This is a genomic window from Bradyrhizobium sp. CCBAU 51753 (assembly GCF_015291565.1).
Classification (GTDB): Bacteria; Pseudomonadota; Alphaproteobacteria; order Rhizobiales; family Xanthobacteraceae; genus Bradyrhizobium; species Bradyrhizobium ivorense.
The window spans coordinates 6,894,254-6,915,057 of the sequence record NZ_CP030037.1; the positions used below are offsets into that span (position 1 = coordinate 6,894,254).

19 protein-coding genes are annotated in these 20,804 nt (G+C 65.2%); 3 read left to right on the forward strand and 16 right to left on the reverse strand.

Features of this window, described 5'->3' with window-relative positions; translation table 11 throughout:
- Positions 1–103: 103 nt before the first annotated feature.
- The 8 genes from XH93_RS31600 to XH93_RS31635 all read right to left on the reverse strand — a co-directional run bounded on the left by XH93_RS31600 (position 104) and on the right by XH93_RS31635 (position 9,181).
- Positions 104–1,840, reverse strand: a complete 1,737-nt coding sequence (locus XH93_RS31600) for a bifunctional protein-serine/threonine kinase/phosphatase (protein ID WP_194470452.1) — start codon at positions 1,838–1,840, stop codon at positions 104–106.
- A gap of 53 nt (positions 1,841–1,893) precedes the next feature.
- On the reverse strand, positions 1,894–2,712 hold the full coding sequence (locus XH93_RS31605) for a formate/nitrite transporter family protein (protein ID WP_194470453.1): 819 nt from the start codon (positions 2,710–2,712) through the stop codon (positions 1,894–1,896).
- 609 nt (positions 2,713–3,321) lie between these two features.
- Positions 3,322–4,068 (reverse strand): transporter substrate-binding domain-containing protein, encoded by a 747-nt coding sequence (locus tag XH93_RS31610; RefSeq protein WP_194475396.1) that lies wholly within the window; start codon positions 4,066–4,068, stop codon positions 3,322–3,324.
- Between the two features lie 137 nt (positions 4,069–4,205).
- The gene (locus XH93_RS31615) at positions 4,206–5,132 is read right to left on the reverse strand and encodes a radical SAM protein (RefSeq protein ID WP_194470454.1); all 927 of its coding nucleotides are present in this window, start codon (positions 5,130–5,132) and stop codon (positions 4,206–4,208) included.
- Between the two features lie 68 nt (positions 5,133–5,200).
- A complete protein-coding gene (locus tag XH93_RS31620) occupies positions 5,201–5,509 on the reverse strand; it encodes a hypothetical protein (protein ID WP_194470455.1) in 309 nt (102 codons plus the stop codon).
- 274 nt (positions 5,510–5,783) lie between these two features.
- Positions 5,784–6,227: a DUF4399 domain-containing protein gene (locus XH93_RS31625; protein ID WP_194470456.1), complete on the reverse strand. Its 444-nt coding sequence runs from the start codon at positions 6,225–6,227 to the stop codon at positions 5,784–5,786.
- Positions 6,228–6,261: 34 nt separating this feature from the next.
- On the reverse strand, positions 6,262–7,800 hold the full coding sequence (locus XH93_RS31630; RefSeq protein WP_194470457.1) for an SUMF1/EgtB/PvdO family nonheme iron enzyme: 1,539 nt from the start codon (positions 7,798–7,800) through the stop codon (positions 6,262–6,264).
- 202 nt (positions 7,801–8,002) lie between these two features.
- The gene (locus tag XH93_RS31635; protein ID WP_194475397.1) at positions 8,003–9,181 is read right to left on the reverse strand and encodes an MFS transporter; all 1,179 of its coding nucleotides are present in this window, start codon (positions 9,179–9,181) and stop codon (positions 8,003–8,005) included.
- A 119-nt stretch (positions 9,182–9,300) separates the two neighbouring features.
- Between XH93_RS31635 and XH93_RS31640 the strand changes: the two genes are divergently transcribed.
- The gene (locus tag XH93_RS31640; protein WP_246799345.1) at positions 9,301–10,101 is read left to right on the forward strand and encodes a helix-turn-helix domain-containing protein; all 801 of its coding nucleotides are present in this window, start codon (positions 9,301–9,303) and stop codon (positions 10,099–10,101) included.
- A 198-nt stretch (positions 10,102–10,299) separates the two neighbouring features.
- Entirely contained in the window at positions 10,300–11,652 is a 1,353-nt protein-coding gene (locus tag XH93_RS31645; protein ID WP_194470459.1) for a malonyl-CoA decarboxylase, read from the forward strand.
- Between the two features lie 165 nt (positions 11,653–11,817).
- Here XH93_RS31645 and XH93_RS31650 read toward each other — a convergent pair whose 3' ends face one another.
- A complete protein-coding gene (locus XH93_RS31650; protein WP_194470460.1) occupies positions 11,818–12,873 on the reverse strand; it encodes a hypothetical protein in 1,056 nt (351 codons plus the stop codon).
- A gap of 283 nt (positions 12,874–13,156) precedes the next feature.
- On the opposite strand from XH93_RS31650, the gene XH93_RS31655 reads away from it, so the two are divergent.
- A complete protein-coding gene (locus tag XH93_RS31655; RefSeq protein WP_246799346.1) occupies positions 13,157–14,740 on the forward strand; it encodes a hypothetical protein in 1,584 nt (527 codons plus the stop codon).
- Positions 14,741–14,899: 159 nt separating this feature from the next.
- Here the strand turns inward: XH93_RS31655 and XH93_RS31660 are convergent, their stop codons facing one another.
- The 7 genes from XH93_RS31660 to XH93_RS31690 form a co-directional block, all read right to left on the reverse strand.
- Positions 14,900–16,069 carry a mandelate racemase/muconate lactonizing enzyme family protein gene (locus XH93_RS31660; protein ID WP_194470461.1) on the reverse strand — a complete coding sequence of 390 codons (1,170 nt, stop codon included), beginning with the start codon at positions 16,067–16,069 and terminating at the stop codon, positions 14,900–14,902.
- 113 nt (positions 16,070–16,182) lie between these two features.
- A complete protein-coding gene (locus XH93_RS31665; protein ID WP_139485970.1) occupies positions 16,183–16,446 on the reverse strand; it encodes a DUF3297 family protein in 264 nt (87 codons plus the stop codon).
- On the reverse strand, positions 16,443–16,919 hold the full coding sequence (locus XH93_RS31670; protein ID WP_194470462.1) for a glutathione peroxidase: 477 nt from the start codon (positions 16,917–16,919) through the stop codon (positions 16,443–16,445). The genes XH93_RS31665 and XH93_RS31670 overlap by 4 nt, the downstream gene beginning before the upstream one ends.
- A 1-nt stretch (position 16,920) precedes the next feature.
- Positions 16,921–18,312, reverse strand: a complete 1,392-nt coding sequence (locus XH93_RS31675) for an amidase family protein (protein WP_194470463.1) — start codon at positions 18,310–18,312, stop codon at positions 16,921–16,923.
- A gap of 66 nt (positions 18,313–18,378) precedes the next feature.
- A complete protein-coding gene (locus XH93_RS31680) occupies positions 18,379–18,948 on the reverse strand; it encodes a c-type cytochrome (RefSeq protein WP_194470464.1) in 570 nt (189 codons plus the stop codon).
- Positions 18,949–19,062: 114 nt separating this feature from the next.
- Positions 19,063–20,343 carry a sorbosone dehydrogenase family protein gene (locus tag XH93_RS31685; protein WP_194470465.1) on the reverse strand — a complete coding sequence of 427 codons (1,281 nt, stop codon included), beginning with the start codon at positions 20,341–20,343 and terminating at the stop codon, positions 19,063–19,065.
- Between the two features lie 167 nt (positions 20,344–20,510).
- On the reverse strand, positions 20,511–20,768 hold the full coding sequence (locus XH93_RS31690) for a hypothetical protein (protein ID WP_139485965.1): 258 nt from the start codon (positions 20,766–20,768) through the stop codon (positions 20,511–20,513).
- Between the last annotated feature and the right edge of the window lie 36 nt (positions 20,769–20,804).

Sequence of the window (20,804 nt, forward strand, 5' to 3'; positions counted from 1 at the left end):
CATTGCGAGCGAAGCGAAGCAATCCATCGCTCCGCATATGCGGAAGGATGGATTGCTTCGTCGCTTCGCTTCTCGCAATGACCGGGATAGGTCGGCACATCCCCTACCGCCAGTGATGCGCGCCGTAGGCGAGCAGCAGCACGATGACCAGTGCCAGCAGCAGGGTCGTCGACTTCCAGAACAGCACCGGGTTGCGCTCGATCAGCGGGGTCGACGACGTCGTCAGGTACTTGGCGTTGGGATTGCGCAGGTCGAACAGGAACTCGGAAAAGCTCTCGTAGCGCTTCAGCGGGTTGGGATGCACCGCGCGCTCCAGCGCGCCGTCGACCCAGGTCGGGATGTCGCGGCCGCCATGGGTGGCGGAGCTGTAGACCGCCTTGTTGAAATCGGCGCGGGTCCGGGCGCGCGCGAGCTGTGCGCCATAGGGCAGCCGTCCTGTCAGCATCTGGTAGGTGACGACGCCGAGCGAGAACAGGTCGGAGCGCGCCGAGCCGCCTTCGCCCAAAAAATATTCCGGCGCGGTGTATTGCTGGGTGCCGAGAATATCATCGCTGCCGGACGGCGCCGCCTCGGCGACGCCCGAGATCCGCGTCGAACCGAAATCGATGATCTTCACCGTGCCGGTGGTGTCGATCATGATGTTGTCGGGCCTGATGTCCTGGTGCAGCATCTCCTTGCGGTGGAAAGCGCGCAGGCCCTTGGCGATCTGCTCGGCGATGTCGCGCACCGTCTCCAGCGCCGGAGCGGGATTGTCGATCATCCACTGCGTCAGCGTCTGGCCGTCGACATATTCGGTCGCGACGTAGAGGAAATTGCGCCGGCGCTGCGGCAGCCACGGTTTCAGCACATGCGGGCTGTCGATCCGCTTGGCGACCCACTCCTCCATCATGAAGCGCTTCAAATAGGCCGGATCGTCGCGCAAATCGATCGACGGGATCTTGATCGTGACGGTGGTGCCAGACTCCTCGTCGACGGCGAGATAGATGTGGCTGCGGTGCGAGGCATGCAGCTCGCGCACGATGCGGTAACCATCGAACCGCATCCGCGCCTCGAGCAGCGGCGGCAGCGGCAGTTCGCCGGGCTGGCCGAACACCTCGCTGGCCTCGCCGTCAGGCAATTCGTCGATGCGGACGATCTGCGCGGTGAGATTGTCCGGACTGCCGCGCTCGAACGCCTGCTCGGCGAGCGATCGCGCGGCAAGGTCGAGGTCGGCTGCATTGTCCAGAATGGTCTTGGTGAGCTGGCGCGGCGGCACGTGCTCGTAGATGCCGTCGGTCACCAGCAGGAAGGTGTCGCCCGGCTCGAGCCGAAGGTTTTGGTAGTCGATCTCGAGCTGCGGATTCACGCCGAGCGCGCGGCCGAGATAGCTCTGCTGCGATGAGATCACGACGCGATGATCGTTGGTGAGCTGCTCGAGGCTGTGGCCGGCGACGCGGTAGATGCGGCAATCGCCGACGTGAAACAGATGCGCCGTGGTCGATTTGATCACCATGGCGCTCAGCGTGCAGACGTAGCCCTTGTCCTTGTCGTAGGGGTTCTGGCTGCGCCTGGTCTGCGCGTGCAGCCAGGAATTGGTCGCCTCCAGCACCCGCTGCGCCGAGGTCTTCACCGACCAGGATTCCGAGGTGCAGTAATAGTCGGTGAGAAAGCCCTTGACAGCGGATTCGGCGGCGATGCGGCTGACGCTGCTCGACGAGATGCCGTCGGCGAGCACGACCGATATCCCCTTCAGGCCGAGCAGCGGCTCTGCGGGGATCAGCACGCCGTGGAAATCCTGATTGGCCTCCTTGCGGCCCTTGTCAGAAAATTGCCCGACCGAAATTTTCAGCGTGCGCGGCATCGCCCGTCCTGATGGGTCTCTCCGGAAAGGAGAGACCCATCAATTCTACCGGATCAAGCCGCGAGGCGCGCGCGGCTCCGCGCCGTCTTCACATGCGTCGTGTAGAGCGTGAGCCCGGTGAAGGCGAGGCCGCCGGCGAGGTTGCCCAGCACGGTCGGAATTTCGTTCCAGATCAGGTAGTCCAGGATCGAGAACTTCGCATGCAGCATCAGCCCGGACGGGAACAGGAACATGTTCACCACCGAATGCTCGAACACCATGTAGAAGAACACGAGGATCGGCATCCACATCGCGATCACCTTGCCGGGGACCGTGGTGGAGATCATGGCGCCGACGACGCCGGTGGAGACCATCCAGTTGCAGAGCATGCCGCGGATGAACAGCGTCGCCATGCCGGCCGCGCCGTGCGCAGCATAGCCCAGCGTGCGGCCCTCGCCGATGTTTCCGATGGTCATGCCGACCTTGTCGGGCTCCTGCGTGAAGCCGAACGTCGTGACGAAGGCCATCATGAACGCGACCGTGAGCGCCCCGGCGAAGTTGCCGATGAAGACGAGGCCCCAGTTGCGCAGCACGCCGCCGAGCGTGACGCCCGGCCGCTTGTCGACCAGCGCGAGCGGCGACAGCACGAACACGCCGGTCAAGAGATCAAAGCCCAACAGATAGAGCATGACGAAGCCGACCGGAAACAACAGCGCTCCGACCAGCGGCTGGCCCGTGTTGACGTTGATCGTCACGGCGAACCAGGCCGCGAGCGCGAGGATCGCGCCGGCCATGTAGGCGCGGATCACGGTGTCGCGCGTCGACATGAAGATCTTGGATTCGCCGGCGTCCACCATCTTGGTGACGAACTCGGAAGGTGCGAGATAGGACATAGCGTAAAGTCCCCTTGAGCAATCGGATCGCGCTGGCTGCCATGCAGCCGCGGCGCGGGCTGGTTGAAATGCGCGTCGATCCGGGAACGTGTGCCGGCATCGGAGCGCCGGTGCCGGGGTTTTGGCCCGGAGCGACGCCGATCACGGCGGGGACAAGACAAGCTGTCGTGGATGTCTGACTGCTCGGCGCGCCCAAACGAGGCGCGCAAGCGTCCCTTTACCTCGGCCAGCGTTGGCTTCGGCAATCCGGAGGACGGCAGTCGTCATTGACTGATGCAGTCAAAGCAATCGATATGCCAAGCGCGGCGCGGGCGGCGGCCTCAAAAATCCTTTGGAACCAATGACTTCCCTGAGGCCTCGTGGGAACGGCCGGTGCGCTGCCGCCAATTTATGCAGCGTGCACAGATGTCGGCCACTGGCGTTCGCAGTCTCTCTCCCCGTCATCCTGAGGTGCGAGCCTTGCGGCGCAATTTGCGCCGCTGGGCGAGCCTCGAAGGATGAATCGGCCACCAGCCGGGCCGATTCATCCTTCGAGGCTCGCCGAAGAGGCTCGCACCTCAGGATGACGGGGACAGAGCGCCAGCGCGTCCGGCATGCTGCTCGATGCGCCTACTTCGCGCCCGTCCTGATCGGCGAATCCTTCAGGCCGTTGTTGTCGTAGGCCTTGCGCAGCGTGCCGTTGCTGGTGGCGTCCGTCATGAACTTGGCGGCGAAGGCGGCGGCGAGCGGATGGTTGAGCGGCACCGCGATCGCGGTAACGGTCTGCTTGAAGGTTTCGTCCAGCACCCTGGTGCCCGGGATCTTCTTCGCCATCGCGCGGAGCTGGTCGCGCGACAGCGCGAAGGCGTCGACCTCGCCGTTCTTCAAGAGGTTGAAGATCTCGTCATAGGTCTGATAGCCCGTCACCTTGGCGTGCTTGAGATGCGCGATCGCGCCGCGCATGGTCGTCGTGTTGTTGACCGCGCCGACCTTGACGCCGTCCTGATCCAGCGTCGCAAAATTCGTGATCGTCGAGCCCGGCTTGACGATGTAGGTGGCGTCGGCGACCTCGTAGATCGGCCCGAAAATCATCTTGGTCTCGCGCTCGGGGTCCTTGGGCAGGAAGGTGACGTCCCAGCTGTTCTTCGCCGCCGCGTCGGTGATCTGGCCGGAATTCTGGTGCACGACATACTCGACGGGAACGCCGAGCTGCGCTGCCATCTCGCGGCCGAGCTCGACGGGAACGCCGGCATAGCCGCTCTCGGTCTTGGTCGACCAGAACGCGCCGCCCGCCGCGCTGATTGCGATCGCGACCCGAAGCTTTCCGGTCGGCGCGATCTCATCCTTCAGGGCATCGGCATGGGCTGGCACGGCCATCATCAGTACTCCAAAAACGAGGCCAGCCAGACGCAGCAGTCGAGACGACATCGGACTTCCTCCACGCCGGGTCTTGCGCCCGGCTGTTGCATGATCCGGTGTCTTGTAGCTTACCCGGGCGCGAAGCTGCAACGCCGTCAGTGCGCAGCGCCTACCAGCACCTCGCGCGCCAGCGCATAGCTGTTGACGACAACGCCGTCGCCCATCTCGGCGAGCCGTGCGTCCATCCGCGCCATGCCCGAGGCGAACGACGGCAGCACGCGCTCCATCCAGCTTGCGGCGAGATCGTGCAGGCTCGCCTCTCTGACATTGCCGAGCGCGTAGTCGCGCGGAAAACCGTATTCGAGCGGCACGCACATCCCGTCCGGCTCGATCACCAGCGGCGAGACGATGTCGCTGATGCGTGGCGGCGTATGCTGATCCGCGCAAGCCATGATCTGGCGCAACCCGCCCGAGGTGGCGACGTCGACCTGGATCGTGAGCCGGCAACCGACGGCACGCTGCAGCCGCAGGCATTCCACCAGCGCGGCGGAGGCCTCGATCTCGTCCGGAACATCGTCGGCGAGACCGATTGCCCGACCGGAGGCTTCGAGCGGATGAATCTGCAGCAGCCCCGCGCCGCTGGCGAGCGCGAACTCCGCTGCCCATTCGATCTGGTGCACGTTCCACATCGTCAGCGTGAAGACGAGGCCGAGCGGGATGCCGCTGTCGCGCACCAGTGCAAGACGATCGCCGAGCCGGCGAAACGCACCGGCCTGCGCGCGCATCCGGTCGTGATCGTCAGGCGCGCCGTCGATGCTGACGGCGAGCAGATCGAGCAGGCCGGTCACCGCCTTCAGGCGTGACGGGGTGATGGCAAGCCCGTTCGAGACGAGCTGCGTGCGCATGCCCGCCGCCTTGGCCGCCGCGAGCAATCGCGGCAGCGGCTGATACATGAAAGGCTCGCCGCCCGATACCGAAGCGACGCCATAGCCGAGCGTCGCCGCCTCGCCGAGGACGCGCGCGACGAGCTCCGCTGGAAGCTCGTCGCTCGCTTCGGGCGAGGAGTCCGAATAGCAATGCAAGCAACGCAGATTGCATCGCCGGGTCGGATGTATCTGGACGATCCTTGCGGACCGGATGAAGCCCACTGCTAGCGCTCGCGCGCGGAGCCCGCCTGGAATCCGACGTCAAACCCTTCGATGGCGGGAGGGAGCCCCTTCGGGAACACCCAGACGCCGGGAATCTTGTCGTGGTTGAGCAACGTTCCCAGGAATTTCAGCAGGGCATCCGGTTTGACATGCCATGTCCCCCATCCGCCATCGGGATCCGGGATTCCCTTGGGGAAGAATTCGACGAGATTGACGCCGTCATGCTCGATGTCGACGAGCCTGGCCAAGTCCTGCTTCGTCCATCGCTGGGCGAGCAAATCAGATCCACGCGGTTTCTTTCCTGATGACATCTGATGCCTCCGGGCTGCTCGGCATGTGAAATAAATTTGCAATGATATCGATAGAAATTGCCGAGTATATCTATCTTAGCGTGTATCCAAAAATGGTCAACGTTCCGTGCCGCGGTGTTGAGCTGCGCGCACGACATTGTGTTGCATACAGAATGCGATCGACGCGCCGGACCGGGCGACGTCCCGATCTCGCACACCAACGATCGTGGTCACGATCGAACAGAACGCGCGCAATGATGCTTGCGCGACTCGTTCGCGCAAGCGCGTGTCATTGCTAGGGGCGATCAGGGAGCGACCTGACCCGGATGGTGATCTTCTCGGAGACGACCGGCGGATCAAAGGGAAAGTGCTTGGCGTCACCCAGCACCAGTTGCAGCGTATGCTTGCCGGGCGACAGCTCGATGCGGGTCTCGGTCTGCCCCGCGCCGAAGTGCTGATGCGACTTGTCCGATGGTATCGGCTCGTTCGGATTCAGCGGCTCGTTGACGTCGATCAAGAGGTGGTGATGACCGCTGTTCGGGTAATCGTCGCCGGCATGGGTGACGCCCATGTTGCGCAGGCCGAAGCGGACTAGGAACGCGCCCCTGACCGTCGCGCCATCGCGCGGCGAGATGAAATACAGCTTGACGTCTTTTCCCGCCGGCTTGTTCTGCGCCGCTGCCGGGCTCGCGAGCAGCGCCAGCGCCGCCGCGAACAGGATCGAACATGCGATTTTCATTACCTCTCCATGAACCAGGCGATGCGGATGGAACTCAAGGAGACAGCGCAACGCGGAAACCGTGGGTCGGATAGCGGACATTGGTGTCGTAACTGTCGCGATTGGCCGGACGCACGTAGCGTGCGTCATTCTTCCAGGAGCCGGAGCGGATGACGTGGGAGGCGCAATCGCCGCCGGACCAGACCGAACCATCGGCGGGCGCGCCCTGGTAATTCCGGTGCCAGCAATCCTCCACCCATTGATCGACCCCGCCGCCCATGTCGTGGAGGCCGAACGGATTCGCCCTGAAGCTGCCGACCTTGAGCGGCTGCTCGGCGCCGGCATCGCCGCCGCAATCCTTGCAACCGGCGTTGCCCGATTGCATCTGGTCACCCCACCAGTATCTGGTTTGCGTTCCGCCACGTGCTGCAAATTCCCATTCGGATTCGCTCGGAAGCCGGTAGGCCTTTTTAGTGCGCTCGGCGAGCCACGTCACATATTGCTTGGCATCGCTCCAGCTCACATTGGTGACCGGGGAGTCATCCTTGCCGGCCGCCGTGAAGCCGCAGGCCTTGGCCGCCGCGCACGCGTTCCATTCGCGCACGGTAACCGGATATTTGCTCATGGCGAAGGCTTTGACCGTCACCCTGTGGATCGGCCGCTCCGAGGGATCGTCATTGCTGCCCATCGAGAAGCTGCCGCCTTGCAGCGAGACCATCTCGGGCTCCGCTGCGGATGCAGCGGGCGCGGGGCTCGCGGACGGCGCAACTTGAGGCGACGCCTGCTGGGTCGGCGCGGCGCTTGGGACCGGACTTGGAGCTTGAGCTGGAGTTTGGCTTGCAGCCGGGCTTGGCGATGCCGCAGGTGACGGTGGCGCCTGCGCCACGTCGGCCGGCTTGCCGCGCTGTTGCGTCAGCATGTACCAGAGCGCGCCGCCGGCGATGATTGCGATCGCAAGGCCGAGCAAGGTGATCAGGATCGTCTCGCGGCGCTTGCGCGTCCGCTGGAACGCGGCGGCATCCGGCAGCACGCGATACACCCTGACCGGATCGGTGATGTTCTTGACCTTCTTGTCCCCGAGCGACTCGTATCCGCACACCAGCTTGTGCTTGATCTGCTCGTAGATGCCGCCGGAGATGAAGACCTCGCCCGGCGCCGCAATCCCTTCCAGGCGCGAAGCCACGTTGACGCCGTCGCCATAGATGTCGTCGGGCTCGATGATGACGTCGCCGAGATTGACCCCGAGGCGGTATTCGATCCAGAATTCCCGCGGCATCGCCGCGTTGCGGCCGACCATGTTCTGCTGGATCACGATGCTGCAGCGGACGGCCTCGACCGGACTGTCGAACATCGCGATGAAGCCGTCGCCGGTGGTTTTGACCAGCTTGCCGTGATGCTCGGTGATGGTGGGCTCGATGAGATCGCGCTCAAGCCGCTTCACGCGCTTGTGCGTGCCTTCCTCGTCGAGCTGCATCAGCCGGCTGTAGCCGGCGATATCGCCCGCAACGATCGCGGCAAGCCGTCGGGGCCCAATATCGCCGCCGGAAGGCGGCGTGGTGGACTTCCCAGACCTGAAGTCGCGCAGTTCTCCCATTGCTCCGGCCGCTCCGCAAACCATAGTTGGCATGTCGAGGCGCAACCGGCGCCTCGGCTCCCCGAAGCCCGCGTCGGATCGTATCACACCGCCGGGTCGGAACAAGTGACCGAGCTCACAGACAACAGCCCGCATGGCCGCATCGGCAAAAACGCCGATGCGCTGCTCCGGACAAGCTCAGTGGCGGCAAACCGTCAGGGCGTCAGCCCGCCTGTGCGGCGGGCGCCTTGATTTCGCGCGGCAGGATGATCGCGGCCGCGATCGCCAGCAGGCACAGTGCCGCGAAGGCGCGCAGCATCATGCTGAAGCCGCCCTGGTCGTAAAGCCACGCCACCAGGCCGACCGAGGCGCCGGCCGCAGTGAAGCCGACGAAGTAGCGCACCGCATAGGCGCGCGAGCGCCATTCCTCGGTGGTGTACTTGCCGACCATGGCGTCGTTGACCGTGACCTGGCCGAACGCGCCCATCACGATGCCGATCGAGACCACGATCAGCGACAGGTTCGACAGGCTCGCCGCCAGATAGAGGAACGGCGCCAGCATGAACGACAGCGGCAGCGCCACCGCCTTCAGCGAATGCCGGTCGAGCAGCTTGCCGATCGTGTACTGCGTCATCGCGCCGAACACGTAGACGCCGGCCGCGATCACGCCGAGCAGCGCCGGGCTCTTGGTCAGATCGGCGAGACGCTCGGCGAACAGCTTTGGCAGCGCCACCGTCACCGCGTTGAAGGTGGTCGAGATCGCGATCACCACGATCAGGAGCGACAGCACCACCCGCCACATGTCTTCTTTGGCGACCCGCGCCTGCGCCGCGGCCTGCTTTGAGCCCTTGCGATCCTCATGCACCACCGTCATCGCGAACGCGATGCCGATCAGCACCGTGATCACGCCGGGCACGATGAAGGCCCAGCGCCAGCCGAGATACTGGCCGATCACGCCGGTGACCAGCGCCGACGAGGCGACGCCGAGATTGCCCCAGACGCCGTTGATGCCCATCTCGGCGCCGAGCTTCTCGGCATAGGACACGATCATCGCGGTGCCGACCGGATGGTAAATCGAGGCGAAGATGCCGATCGCCAGTAGCGCCGCGCCGAGCTGCAGCGGCGTCTGCACCAGGCCGACCGAGATCATTGAGAGCCCGATGCCGACGAAGAAGATCAGCATCATGTGGCGGCGGCTCCAGCGGTCGCCGAGCCAGCCGGTGATCAGCGAGCCGGCGCCGAAGGCGATGAAGCCCGGCGTCGCATAGGGCAAGAGTTCCGAATAGGCCATGCCGAGCGCCGGGCCCATGATGATGACCGCGGCGGCGAAGATCAGCATCGAATAATGGTCGATGAAATGGGCGCCGTTGACGAAGGTGATCACCCGGCTCGGGCTGTTGATGGGCAGGTCTTTCACTTGCAGGGCTTTCACTTGCAGGTCTTTCACTTGCACGTCTCTCACTCGAATCTTCAATTGCTCGGAAATAGGTTATAGGTGCTTGTCGTGACGGGATGTCGCCAATGAGTATCGCTGACCCGCCAATCCGGGCCCTGTACGAGCAACGCCGCATGACCGGCGACGGCGTGCACATGGTCGCGCGCTCCTATGAAAAGGGTGTCCGGCTCGACCCGCACATGCACCGCGAGGCGCAGCTGGTCTATGCCGCCAAGGGCACCATGCAGGTGACGACGCCGAAGGGCCGCTGGCTGGTGCCGCCGGACCGCGCGGTCTGGGTCCCGGCCCTGCTCGGCCATGCGATCGACGTGCTCGCCGACATCGAGATGCGCACGCTGTATTTCGAGCCGGCCTGGCTCGCGCGCGAGGAGCGCAGCGACAGTCTCGACAACGAGTTCGTGGTGCGGGTCTCGCCGCTGCTGCATCAGGCGATCCTCGCGCTGTTCGACAAATCGAGCAGCGACGAACGCATCGAGCTCCTGATCAGGCTGGTGATGCTGGAGCTGCACCGCGCCGAGGATTCCGCGACCTTCATCCCGCTGCCGCAGGAAGCGCGCTGCCGCCGCGCCGCCGACATCGTGCTGGCGGATCCGACCCGCGACTACGAGATCGAGACGCTCGCGCGCACGGTCGGCACCTCGGCACGAACGCTGTCGCGGCTGTTCTCAGCGGAGACGCAGCTCTCGTTCAAGAGCTGGTGCCAACGCGCCCGCATCGCCGCCGCGATCGAGCGGCTCTCGACCGATGCGAATGTCTCGGTCAAGCAGGTCGCCTCCGACCTCGGCTATGCCAGCGTGCCGGCGTTTTCCCATGCGTTCCGCCAGGTCACCGGCAAGACACCGACCGCATTCGCGGAGAAAACGTGAACGTTACGCGACTCGTCGTACGCGGGCTTGACCCGCGTATCCATCAATCCTCAGAAAGCTTCTAGATTTGAGATGGATGGCGGCGATAACGACCTATGATGAGCTGCGACATATTTCCGTACGATCCATGCGCTTGATTCCCGTGCGCCCGGCCTTAAATCCCGTGTAAGGTTCGGCTTCACCGGATACGCCCTGCCTATGGCCAATGCCTTCTTCTCTGATCTGCTCTCGACCATCTCCGAACGCGGCCGCACCCTGCTCGGCCGGTCAAATCCCAATAACGGCAAGCAGGACGCCTCCGAGCTGGTGGAATTGTGCGAGGCGCTGCTGTCGGGCCGCGGCGAGGCTTCCGGCACCGCGATGGCGCGCGAGGTGCTCGACCGCTATCACCACCTCGATGCCGCCGGCCGCCTCACCTTCTTCCAGTCGCTGGCGAAGAATTTCGGGCCCGACCAGGCCCGGCTTGCCCAGGCGATCGAAAGCTGGCGCGCCAATGCCAATGGCGACGACGCCAGCGACCTGCATTTTGCGTCCGAGCCGCGCCGCCAGGAACTGATCCGGCGGCTCAATCGCGCGCCGGGCGGCACCGGCGAGCTGGTGTCGATGCGATCCGATCTGATTTCACTGATGAAGGGCAACAAGGACCTCGCCGCGCTCGACCGCGACGTGGTGCATCTGCTCTCGTCCTGGTTCAACAGGGGATTCCTCGTGCTGCGCAGGATAGACTGGTCGTCGCCGGCCAATATTCTGGAAAAGATCATCCGCTATGAGGCCGTGCACGAGATCCGCGACTGGGACGACCTGCGCCGCCGCATCGATCCGGTCGACCGCCGCTGCTACGCCTTCTTCCATCCGGCGCTCGCCGACGAGCCGCTGATCTTCGTCGAGGTCGCGCTGACCGAAGCGATCCCGGGCGCGATCGCGCCGCTGCTCGCCGAGGAGCGCGAGCCGGTCGCCGCCGAGCGCGCCCGCACTGCCGTGTTCTATTCGATCTCCAACACCCAGCGCGGGCTCGGCGGCATCTCGTTCGGCAGCTTCCTGATCAAGCAGGTGGTCGAGGAGCTGCGCCGCGAGCTGCCCAAGCTCGACACCTTCGTGACGCTGTCGCCGGTGCCGGGCTTCATGCAATGGGTCAAGCAGGCCGACGATGTGCCGCTCACCGAGGACGACCGCCAGCTCTTGGAAAGCCTCGGCAAGTCCGACTGGCCGGAGAATACCGAGCTCACCACGCAGCTGCGCCCGGTGCTGGAGCCGCTCGCCGCGTATTATTTCCTGAAGGCGCGCACGCCGAAGGGCCGGCTGATCGATTCGGTCGCCCGCTTCCATCTCGGCAACGGCGCGCGGCTGGAGCGGATCAACTGGCTCGGCGACCTCTCGGCCAAGGCGCTGCGCGAATCCGCCGGCATCATGGTCAACTATCTCTACCGGCTCGACGACATCGAGAAGAACCATGAGGCTTATGCCAACAATGGCGAGGTGATCGCCTCGAGCGCGGTGAAGAAGCTGCTGAAGGGCGAAGGCCGGCGGCTGCTGGACATGCGGCTGGGGTAGGCGGCCACCAACCTCTCTCCACGTCATTGCGAGCGAAAGCGAAGCAATCCATGCCTCCGCTTGTGCGGAGAGATGGATTGCTTCGCTTCGCTCGCAATGACGCTGGGATGCAGAGTCTCTCGTCGTAGCCATGCCCGGGCTTGACCCGGGCATGACAGTCAGGGATCACGCCCGCGGCCGCAACAGCGGCGCGGGGAGATGCGCGGCAAGCCAGGCGGCGATCGCGCGCTCGTTGCGATGGTAGACCAGCCCCGCGGCGATCACGGCCACGCCGATCAGCGACAGCGCGAACGGGAACAGCAGCGAGTCCTTGAACACGACGTCGGCGAGATGTCCGAGATAGAGGCAGATGCCGAACGCACCGAACACCGCATAGGCCCGCCGCATCAGGATCACGGCCAGCGCGACCAGGCCGACATTGAGCAGGCAATACACCGCCCGTCCGAGCTCGGTGGCGCCGTCGGAGGCGGTGATGCCGCCCCAGAACGCCATCAGGCCGAACAGATGCAGCCAGAAGGCAAAGTCGCCGTTGCGGCTGCGGTAGTCGATCACCCAGGCCACCGCGAGGACGGCAAGGCCGAACCAGATCGACACCGTGCGCCGCGTCGCAAAGTCGGCGTGATCCATGCCGGCGAACCACGGCGCGAGGTCCATCGACATGAACCAGAGCGCGAACGCGATGATCGCGACGATGAAGGCGAAGCGGTAGTAGCGCAGCGCGACGATCCCGGCAGCAACGGCCGCGATCTCCATGAAGATCCAGCTACCTTTCACCCAGATATAGAAATCGCGCACCGTGCCCGGCTTGCCGAACGTGCCCCACCAGCCGAGCTCTTCCTGGACGCCGTAGACCGCGAGCGGCGCCATCGACACCGCGATCGCGATCAGGAGGCCGCCGGGAACCCGCAGGTTCTTGCGGTGCCAAAGGTAATGACCGGCAAAACTGAAGGCCGCGGCGTAGGCGATCGCGCAGATCGTGAGCGCGCGCCCGCCCATCTGGGTGAACGCCAGGGTCGAGAACAGGCCCATGGCGCCGATCACGATCAGCGCGCCGGCGTACCAGAGGATATGCGCGGCATCGAACTTCGCCGCCGGGCTGGCCTCACCGGCGGCGTCCTGCCCCGGACCCTGCGCCAGGAAGGCGAGCAGCCGGTCCAGGTCGGCGGTGGTGATCACCCCGGCATCTGCTGCACCCCGTAGGTCTTTTGCTGAATAGGGCATGCGACTGGTTCCTGTGCCGCGGGTTCGCTTTCCCGTGCCATACGGGCAAGAGCCGGGCTCGCAGGATTGGTATAATTCAACTTGAGCAATGTTCAAGGATATTTTGAGCAACGCTCACACATTTTGGTGAGCGCCCCGGCTCTGCCGGACCGGTTCCGGCGCGGTTCGCGAACGTCGGGCTTGGGGGCCGTCCCGTAAGAGGTCCGCAACCAAGCCGGGGCTATGGTCCGGGCCAAGCCGAAACTCTCGCCCATTCACCGCAGGCTGGCGGGTCAGCCGGAACATGCTCCTGATGCACGCGCCGCTCGCCAGGATTTCTGCTCCCGACACCACCGCGGCCTGGGCGTGGTGGGGCACGGCGGTGGCGCTCGCGGCCGTGCTGGTCGCCCCGCTGTTCGTGATCGATGTGCCGCCGCTGCTGGACTATCCCAACCATCTGGCGCGGTTCTTCATCCTGGCGCATCCCGACGACCCAATCCTTTCGAAGATGTACGCGCCGCATTGGACGATCCTGCCCAATCTCGGCATGGACCTGATCGGCGCAGCCTTGCTGCGCATCACCGATGTGCACACCGGCGGCCGGATCCTGCTGGCGCTCAGCCTGCTGGCGCCGGTGGCCGGCACCGTCATCTACCACCGTGTCGTGTTCGGGCAGCGCTCCTGGTGGCCGCTGGCGTCGGGGCTGGTCGCCTACAACGCCGCCTTCATGATGGGTTTCATGAATTTCCTGCTGTCGCTGGGGTTGGCGCTGGCCGGCGCCGCCGCTTGGACGGCATTGCGCCGGCAGGATCGTTCCGCCTGGAAGGCGCTGGCAGGCGCGGTGGCCGCGGTCGCGACGTTCTTTACCCACATCTTTGGGCTTGGCCTCCTGTTCCTGCTGATCGGCGCGGACGAAGCCGCCGCGCTCTGGAAACGCCGCGCGACGGGCTCCCTCACCTCGCGCGATGTCATCAAGGCGGCGATCCCGATCCTGATCGCGCTGGCGCCAGCGGTCGTGTTGTACCGGCTCAGCCCATTCGGCGACACCGCCACGACGTTCGGCGCATGGCGCGCGATCTCCAAGGTGATGCGGCTGCTCAGCCCGTTCATGACCACCAACCTGGAGCTGACCATCGTGACCGCCGTCGCCGTCACGGTGGCGCTGGTCGCCATGCGCCGCCGCATCGCGCTCGCGCCGGGGCTGCCGCTGGTGCTTGCGGTGCTGGTGATTATCTTCATCGCCGCGCCGCTGCGACTGAAGGGCGGCTCCTTCATCGATCTCAGGGTCGCGCTGATGTTCGCGCTGCTGCTGTTCGCGGGCATGCAGCCGAAGCTCGCGCGGCGCGAGGCGACGATGTTCGGCGTCGTGCTCGCGGCCCTGATCGTGGTGCGGTCGGCCGATCTCGGTGTGACCTGGATCGACGCGCGGCACGACCTTGTCGATTTGCGCAAGGCGATCGCCGAGGTCGAGCCCGGCGCGCGCGTGATGGCCGCGACCGGTTACACGGGCGAGTTGACGGAGGCGCATCCCGCGCGCCGCGCCCTGCCCGGCATCTATCGGCTGACCGAACAGATCCCCGCATTGCTGGTGATCGAGCGCAAGGCGTTCTGGCCCTTGCTGTACGCCGATCCGGCGCAGCAGCCGGTGACCGTGCTGCCGCCGTTCGACCGCATCGCCCACCCGCTGACCGAGCCGATCGGCTGGAGCGTGCTGACCCATGAGCCGTACTCGGCGGAATCGATCCAGTACGCCCGCTACCTCGTCGATTGGCGCACGAATTTCGACTATGTGCTGCTGATCGATCCGCCGCCGGAAGTTCCGAAGGTCGGCAAGCTATCGCCGCTCTATGACGGCGATTTCGCAAAGCTCTACCGGATCGACCGCTGACCCACAGCGCTCAATGCCAAATGCGATTGCCCGGGGGTGACGGGCGCCGCGCAGGTTTCGGAATAATGGAAGAATACCGGTGAGTTGCCCGACGTGTCAAGTGCCATGTCGAACGCCGGTTGCCGCCGGCTACTTTGCATGGGGTTGTTTTTCGGCATTTTAGTCGGCCAGCGCCTTCATCTCCGCATAGAGGTCGGACTTGCCTTCAAAACCGATGCCCGGCAGGTCGGGCATCACGATGTGGCCACCCTCGACCCGCACGCCGTCGGGGAAGCCGCCATAGGGCTGGAACAGGTCGGGATAGCTCTCATTGCCGCCGAGGCCGAGGCCGGCGGCGATGTTGAGCGACATCTGGTGGCCGCCATGCGGGATGCAGCGCCGCGGTGACCAGCCGTGGGTCTTCAGCACCTGCAAGGTGCGCAGATATTCGCAGAGCCCATAGGACAGCGCGCAGTCGAATTGCAGCCAGTCGCGGTCGGGGCGCATGCCGCCGTAGCGGATCAGGTTGCGCGCATCCTGATGGCTGAACAGGTTTTCGCCGGTCGCCATCGGCCCCGGATAGAACTCGGCAAGCGCGGCCTGCAGCGCATAGTCGAGCGGATCGCCGGCCTCCTCGTACCAGAACAGCGGATACTCCCGCAGCATCTTGGCGTAGGCGATCGCGGTCTCCAGGTCGAAGCGCCCGTTGGCGTCGACGGCGAGCTGCGCATGCCTGCCGATCTCCTTCAGCACCGCCTCGATGCGCTCGCGATCCTCGGCGAGCGGCGCGCCGCCGATCTTCATCTTCACGACGTTGTAGCCGCGGTCGAGATAGCCGCGCATCTCCTTGCGCAGCGCGCCGAGATCCTTGCCCGGATAATAGTAGCCGCCGGCAGCATAGACGAAGACGCGCGGATCGGCGGTGAGGCCGTGCCGCTCGGCCAGCAGCCGGAACAGCGGCTTGCCGGCAATCTTCGCCACCGCGTCCCACACCGCCATGTCGATGGTGCCGACCGCGACCGAGCGCTCGCCATGGCCGCCGGGCTTCTCGTTCGACATAAGCGTCGCCCAGACCTTGTCGGGATCGAGATTGTCGCCGCCGGCGTCGAGCAGCGATTTCGGATCGGCCTCGAGCAGCCGCGGCGCGAAGCGCTCGCGGATCAGCCCGCCCTGGCCGTAGCGGCCGTTCGAATTGAAGCCGTAGCCGACCACCCGCTTGCCGTCGCGCACGACGTCGGTAACCACGGCGACCAGGCTCGAGGTCATCTTGCTGAAGTCGATATAGGCGTTGCGGATCGGCGAGGAGATCGGCTTGGTGACCTCGCGGACGTCGACGATGCGGACGGACATGGGAAATACTCTCGGGGTTGTTAGGCACGTCATTCCGGGGCGATGCGCAGCATCGAACCCGGAATCTCGAGATTCCGGGTCTGGTGCTTGCGCACCATCCCGGAATGACGGTGCTACTTCTTATCCCTGAAATACGGCTCGACCGGGCCGTGCACCTTGATGGTCAGGGGATTGCCGTGGCGGTCCTTGGCATTGCCGGCGGTGACGCGCACCCAGCCTTCGCTGACGCAGTATTCCTCGACATTGGTCTTCTCGACGCCCTTGAAGCGGATGCCGACGTCGCGCGACAGGACCTCCGCGTTGTAGAACGGGCTGTTCGGATCGACCGAGAGGCGGTCCGGCAGGGGCTGGTTGGTGGTGTCGTCGTTCTCGCTCATAGCAACGCCTCGATTTCCTTCCTCAATCCTTCGGGCCTGGCGGTCGGCGCATGCCGCGCCACCACCTTGCCGGACCGGTCGACCAGGAACTTGGTGAAATTCCATTTGATCGAGGGTCCGAGCAGGCTCGACTTCTCACGCTTCAGGTGTTCATACAATGGATGCGCGTTGCTGCCGTTGACGTCGATCTTGGCGAACATCGGAAACGTCACGGCGTATTTGGTCTCGCAGAACTCCGCGATCTGCCTGGCGTCACCCGGTTCCTGCGCGCCGAACTGGTTGCAGGGAAAGCCGAGCACGGCGAAGCCGCGCGGCGACAAATCGGCGTACAGCTCCTGCAGGCCCTTGTATTGCGTGGTGAAGCCACAGGCGCTCGCGGTGTTGACGATCAACAGCACCTGGTTCTCGAAGCGCTGCAGCGATATGTCCTCACCCGCGAGCGACTTGGCACTGAAATCGTAGACCGTCGGCATCTCAGGTCACCGGATCGATTGGCGCGGACGGCGTGCCGCCCGCTTCCACTGCTTCGCCCGCAGCCAGGCAGAGATCTTCGCGGTAGCGCCCCGCCACCAGTTGCACACCGACCGGAATCCGCCCGACGAGGCCGGTGGAGACGACGAGCCCCGGCAGCCCCATGAAGGGAATCGCGATCTGCGGCAGTTGCGCGTGCCAGACCCGCGCGAACGATGCCTCGTCCTTGCGGTCGAGATGATCGGGGAACGGCAATTCGCCCGACACCGGCATCAGCAGCACCGGATATTTTTCGAAGAAACCAAACCATTCGCGGGTCAGCGTCGCACGGCGGGCCAACGCCTGCGACAGGTCGAACGGATGCACTCGCGAGCGCACGCCGCGCAGGCAGGCCAGCGCGCCGGGATCGCCCTCGCGCTCGGCAAAGGCGAGCTGGGCCTCGTAGCCGTCGCCGAGCCAGAGCCGGGTCTGGATCTCGGCGGCCTCCTTCAACGGTGGCGTGTCATCGATCTCCTCGACGGTCCAACCGGCCGCTTGCAACCGCTTGCCGGCGTCAGCCACAGCGGCAGTCACCTCGGAGACCGGGTTGAGGCCGCCGGGATTGAGGCACATCGCGACCCGCTTCTCGCGCGGCGGCCCCACCAGCGGCACCGGCGCGTACCAGGGATCGCGAAAATCCGGCGCCGCCATCGCCGCCAGCGAGATGCGCAGGTCGTTCACCGTGCGCGCCAGCGGGCCGGAGACCGCGCTGATCTGCGGGCCGATCGGGCGCTCCGGCAGCGCCGCGTTGAAGGCCGGAATGCGGCCCATGCTCGGCCGCAGGCCGTGCACGCCGCAGGCATAGGCCGGATAGCGGATCGAGCCGGCGATATCGGTGCCGTGCGCGATGTGGCCGATGCCGGCCGCGACCGCGGACCCCGCGCCGCCCGACGAGCCGCCGGGCGTGATGCCGGGGTCGCGCGGGTTCTTGGTGTCGCCGTGAATGAGATTGGTGGTGAACCAGCGATAGGACACCGCCGGGCAGTTGGTGCGACCGAGCAGCACCGCGCCGGCCTTGCGCAGATTGGCGACCACCGGGTTATCGACCTTGGCGATGACGCAGCGCTGTGCCTTCAGCCCGTTGGTGGTGGCATAGCCCTCCTGGTCGACATTGACCTTGATGGTGACGGGCACGCCGGCGAGCGGCCCGACCTCCTCGCCGCGCGCAATCGCCGCATCGACCGCGGCGGCCTGCGCCAGCACGTCGTCCGGGCGGTGATCGACCACCGCATTGATCTTCGGATTGACCGCGTCGAGCCGGCTAAGCCCCGCCTCTGCGGCCTCCTTCGCCGAAACCTTCTTCGATTTGATGAGACCGGCGAGCTCGGCCGCCGACAGACGCCAAAGATCCTGCATAACGCACTCCGTGTGACGGAGGCGTTTTAGCGCCGCAAGGAGCACATGGCCAGCGGCCCGGACAGGTCAACGGACATGCGCGATGTAATAGGCGAGATCGGCGATCTGCTCCTTGGCGACCGGCTGCATCACGTCGGCCATGGTGGCGTCGTAGCCGTGGCGGGTGTTGTCCTTGTATTCGGCCAGCGTCTTGGCGAGGTAGTCCTCGCGCTGGTTGGCAATGCGCGGAACGTTCTCTTTGCCCGAATAATCGGTGTTGTGGCAGGTGTTGCAGCGGTTCTGCTGCGCCAGCGCCTGGCCCTTGGCCATCCGCGCGGGATCACCGGCGTCCGCCGGCGGCGCGGGCTTCGGCAGCGTGGCGATGAAGTCGGAGAAGGCGCGCAGATCGTCGTCGGTGAGCGGCTTTGCCATCTCGTTCATCGGCTCGAACACCCGCAGCTTCTCGCGGAACATGAACAGCTGGATCAGCGCATAGGGCGCCTGCTGGCCGCCGAGCGAGGGCGTGTTCTCGGCCTCCGACGTGCCGCGCTCGCCGTGACAGGCAAGGCACACGACGGCACGCTCCTGAATGGTTTCGGCGCTGGCGGAGAAGGCGATGGAGGCGAATGCCAGGACCGCGGTGATGGTTTTGTACATTGCACTCCCGACACATTCCCGTCATTGCGAGGAGCGAAGCGACGAAGCAATCCATACTGTCCCCGCGGGGATAGATGGATTGCTTCGCTTCGCTCGCAATGACGATGATTATTCTCAGTTGCTCTGGTTCGCGACCTTTGGCTTGCCGTAGCTGACGCGGTAGACCGCGCCGTTCCAGTCGTCGGAGACCAGCATCGAGCCGTCCTTGAGCAGCATCACGTCGACCGGGCGGCCGATATACTTGTTGTCCTCGAGGAAGCCGGTCATGAACGGCTCCATCGACTTCACGGTGCCGTCCTTGTTCAGCTTGACCACGACGACGTCGCCGCCCTGCTTCTTCGACTTGTTCCAGGAGCCGTGGCGTGCGACGAAGATCGCGTTCTTGTAGCTCTTCGGGAACTGGCTTCCGGTGTAGAAGCGCATGCCGAGCGCCGCGGTGTGCGGGCCCATCAGCCCGACCGGCGCGGTGTAGTCCTTGCAGTCCTTGCCCCAGCCAAGCTCCTGGTCGATGATATTGCCCTGCAGGCAATAGGGCGCGCCGAAATGCTCGCCGGCCTTGGTGACGCGGTTGAGCTCGTCCTCCGGCACCGTCTCCGACAGCCAGTCGCGGCCATTGTCGGTGAAGTACATCTGCTTGGTCTCGGGATTCCAGTCGAAGCCGACGGTGTTGCGAACGCCGAGCGCGTAGACCTCGGCGCCTGAGCCGTCGAGATTCATGCGGCGGATCTGGCCGTGGGCGTCGTCATGCAGCACGACGTTGCCGGGCTGGCCGACCGGGACGTAGAGCTTGTTGTCGGGACCGATGGCGATGAACTTCCAGCCATGGGCCTCGTCCTTCGGCAGCTTGTCATAGATCAAGGTCGGCTTCGGCGGGTTGTCCAGCACGTCATCGATGTTGTCGATCTTGGAGACCTTCGACAGTTCGGCGATGTAGAGCGTGCCGTCCTTGAAGGCGACGCCGTTCGGCCGGTAGAGCCCCGAGGCGACCACCTTGACCGAGCGTTTGCCGTCCTTGTTGACGATCGCATAGACCTTGTCGACGAGGCGGCTGCCGACGAACACCGTGCCCTTGTCGCTGACCGCGAGCGAACGCGCATTGGCCATGCCGGCGGCATAGACCTCGACATTGAAGCCGGCCGGTACCTTGAGTTTGGCGAGCGGCAGCTTGTCGGGCGCGGCCGGCAGCGGCGGCGGCGCGACGGGTGCGAGCTTGGCGGCGGCCTCATTGTCCGGACGCCCGATCAGCGGCGATCCCGGCGGCAGCGGCTGCGCGGCTGGTGCGGCGCCTGCAGCGGGCGGGCTGGCCGGTTGCTGTGCCGCAGCACCGAGCGTGAATGCACCAAAGAAAGCGCCCGCCAGCAGCAGGCTGCGCGGCGCGAAGCAATGACGGATCATGATGTTTCTCCCCTGAGCGGAAGCCGTCTTCCTTGGCACCGATGACATCGGCCGGCGGCTTTCCGGAGTTGTTAGTTTTGCGAATTTGTCCGGACAAATGCAATCGAAACGTGCTGAAAAATGAACGTTGGCCAACACATTCGAGCCGCACGCAACTTCCGCGCGCGTCAATGCCGGGTGATCGAGCGGTCTGGGCGGTCGAGGATCGCCTCCGTGAACGGAAACTCCAGCACGATCTCGCCGTCGTCGTCGGTCACCTCGATGACCGCGCTGAGCAGGGCGCCGTCGGCGCCCTCGGTCTTGAGCAGCTCCCGGATCATCGCCCGCGCCATTTCCCAGGCGCGGTCGGGATCCCGCAGAATCTCGCCGTCAGGGTCGGAAATCAGCTCGTCGCCGATACGGGTGTTGAAGAAATAGCGTGGCATCGGGCTGAACTCGGCTTCAGTTATGCGCTCCTCGTC